The sequence below is a fragment of the Cyanobacteriota bacterium genome, assembly GCA_025054735.1.
In the GTDB taxonomy this organism is placed as follows: Bacteria; Cyanobacteriota; Cyanobacteriia; order SKYG9; family SKYG9; genus SKYG9.
The window spans coordinates 1-2,327 of the sequence record JANWZG010000519.1 but is presented as its reverse complement, the minus strand read 5'-3'; the positions used below and the strand labels follow the sequence as shown (position 1 = coordinate 2,327).

The window sequence follows — 2,327 nt, the reverse complement described above, 5'->3', positions numbered from 1 at the left end:
AATTGCCCAGCAATGGTTCCAAGGCTTAGAAGACCTTCAATTAGCCCACTATTCCCTAGCAGCATTATCAGCGTTAGGCATCCACGTAATTCACCAATCAGGCCAGTTTGGGCGGCGACCTCTGCGATTTTGTGTTGATGACCAAATCCTGCGATCGCGGGCTTATCTAATCGTGCAGTCGCAATATCCCAGTCTCCCTGCCATTGATGGTCTAGCAACCGTGCCCTACCTAACTCCAGACACCATCTGGGATTGGGTAGCAGCAGGCAACGCTCGCAAACATCTTGCAATTGTTGGAGATGACTCGACTGCAATTGTCCTAGCGCAAGCACTACAACGGCTGGGGTTAGAGGTTACTCTTGTCACTGCAATGAGTCCACTATTGCCCGAACGCATAGTAGACACGGTACACTGGCTACAGGCAACTCTAGAAGCTGACGGAGTTCGCATTATCACAGGTGCAGAAGTTCAGCGACTGGATAGCAGCGGCGAGCAGATATTGGTTCACCTCGGCGATCGTAAGCTGACTGTTGATGCTGTGGTTGTGACTCCGTGGTATCGCCCAACTATTGAGTCTCTGAATCTGTCAGCCGTTGGGGTTCGTTTCCGCCAGATGCAGATTTGCTCCAACGCTAGGATGCAAACGGCCAATCCTCGCATCTATACCTGTAGCGGCGAGCATACCCTCACCCAGGGTCTCCACGAAGCAGCGATCGCAGTTCAGAATGCGTTGCTGTTACCTATTCACAGAACAACCTACAGGTGCATACCCCACATTATCAGTACGGATCCACCCCTAGCATGGGTAGGCTTAACCAAGCAACAGGCCGTAGCACGTTATGGTCATCGCATCCATGTGATCCAACAGCCTGTACAGGCTACGTCATCGGTCAATCACTCTGGTGAACCTAGGGGAACTTGTACCCTGGTTGTGAACAGTCGCGGCCATGTTCTAGGGGCTGAAGTCTTCGGCACAGGGGCTGTTGAGCTGATTAACACCATTGCCTTGGCAATTCACCAGCGTTGTCCCATCTCTAGCTGGGTAACCCTGCCGTGGGTTTCTCCCAGTTGCCATGACTTGCTGCGTCGAGGGGCCGAGCAGTGGCTGCGCGATCGCTACAGCTTGAATACGCTCCGTGGAAGATGGCTAGAGCGCTGGCATCTCTTTCGCCGTTAGGGCAAGTTCTTGGACAGCAATGGTTTCTTCTGCTCAAAGCCATCCCAAATGCCATCGATAGAGAGTATACTAAAGCAGCAAGGGCATGTAGCTCAGTGGATAGAGCACCAGATTCCGGTTCTGGGTGTCGGGGGTTCGAGTCCCTCCATGCTCGTTGGTGAGCACAATCCATAGGTTTGTAATATGTTTGTATCTGTGTGTCTGGATGCCCACACGTTTAGGTATATGCCGATGTTGATGGAAGGTTGAGGTAAATCGGCAATTGGATAACAAACTGAAGTTGTCTAGCACCGGCCTCTGCATGAATAGTCCCTTGAAGACAGTCCACTAGTTTCTTCACAAGGGCTAGCCCCAGACCTGTGCCCCCATGTTTCCAGGGGTCATGATTAGGGATGCGATAGAAGCGCTCAAAGATGCGATCGCATTCCACGTCAGAAATAGTCACCCCAGAATTACCGATTCGCAGTGCGATCGTGGTAGCTGTAGCCATTGCTGATACCCAAATTCGTTCCCCAATGGGTGTATACTTGCAGGCATTATTCAACAGCTCACTTAAAATCCGCTGGAGGTATATTGCGTCTGTAGTGATATTCGGCAAGTCAGCAGGTAACTGGATAGTTAGGGATTGCTGGTGAGCTTGAGCACGGGCAACAAATGTCTCTAACAAGGATGGAATCCAGGTTTTGAGATCAATAGAGAGGAGCACTAACGGTTCGGTATTAGCATCTAGTCGTGCCAAGTCGAGTAGGTCATTGATGAGAGCAATTTCTCGATTACCCTCATCTTTCAGAATTTGAAAGTAGCGGGTAACCGGTAACGACGACGCAGTGTTGTCTGGCGCAGACGGCAGGATCCCCAGATGTTTAAGGTGCAACTCTAACAACTCCGTCGCCATTTTAATGTTGGACATCGGTGTGCGTAATTCATGGGAAACCGTGCTGAGGAAATCATCCTTAAGGCGATTAAGACGCTCTAGTTCGGTGACTTGGGCCTGTGCAGCTTGATATAGTCGAGATTGTCGCAAGGCGATCGCACATTGACTAGCTACCTGTTCCACTAGGCGCAACTCAGCCTCCGAGAAGACAGAGCCAGCTGGCTTGAACAGCCACAAATCTCCCCATACCCGCTGATCGTCTCGAATCGGGCAAGC

2 protein-coding genes and 1 tRNA gene are annotated in these 2,327 nt (G+C 51.0%); 2 read left to right on the top strand and 1 reads right to left on the bottom strand.

The features are described from left to right. Together NZ772_17645 and NZ772_17640 are read left to right on the top strand one after the other, a co-directional pair. On the top strand, positions 1 to 1,177 hold a 1,177-nt coding region (locus NZ772_17645; GenBank protein ID MCS6815380.1), incomplete at its 5' end, for an FAD-dependent oxidoreductase. An 81-nt stretch (positions 1,178 to 1,258) separates the two neighbouring features. Next, positions 1,259 to 1,331: transfer RNA gene (locus NZ772_17640), tRNA-Arg, on the top strand. A 63-nt stretch (positions 1,332 to 1,394) separates the two neighbouring features. Here the strand turns inward: NZ772_17640 and NZ772_17635 are convergent. Further along, a partial coding sequence (locus NZ772_17635) for a GAF domain-containing sensor histidine kinase (GenBank protein MCS6815379.1) occupies positions 1,395 to 2,327 on the bottom strand: 933 nt, incomplete at its 5' end.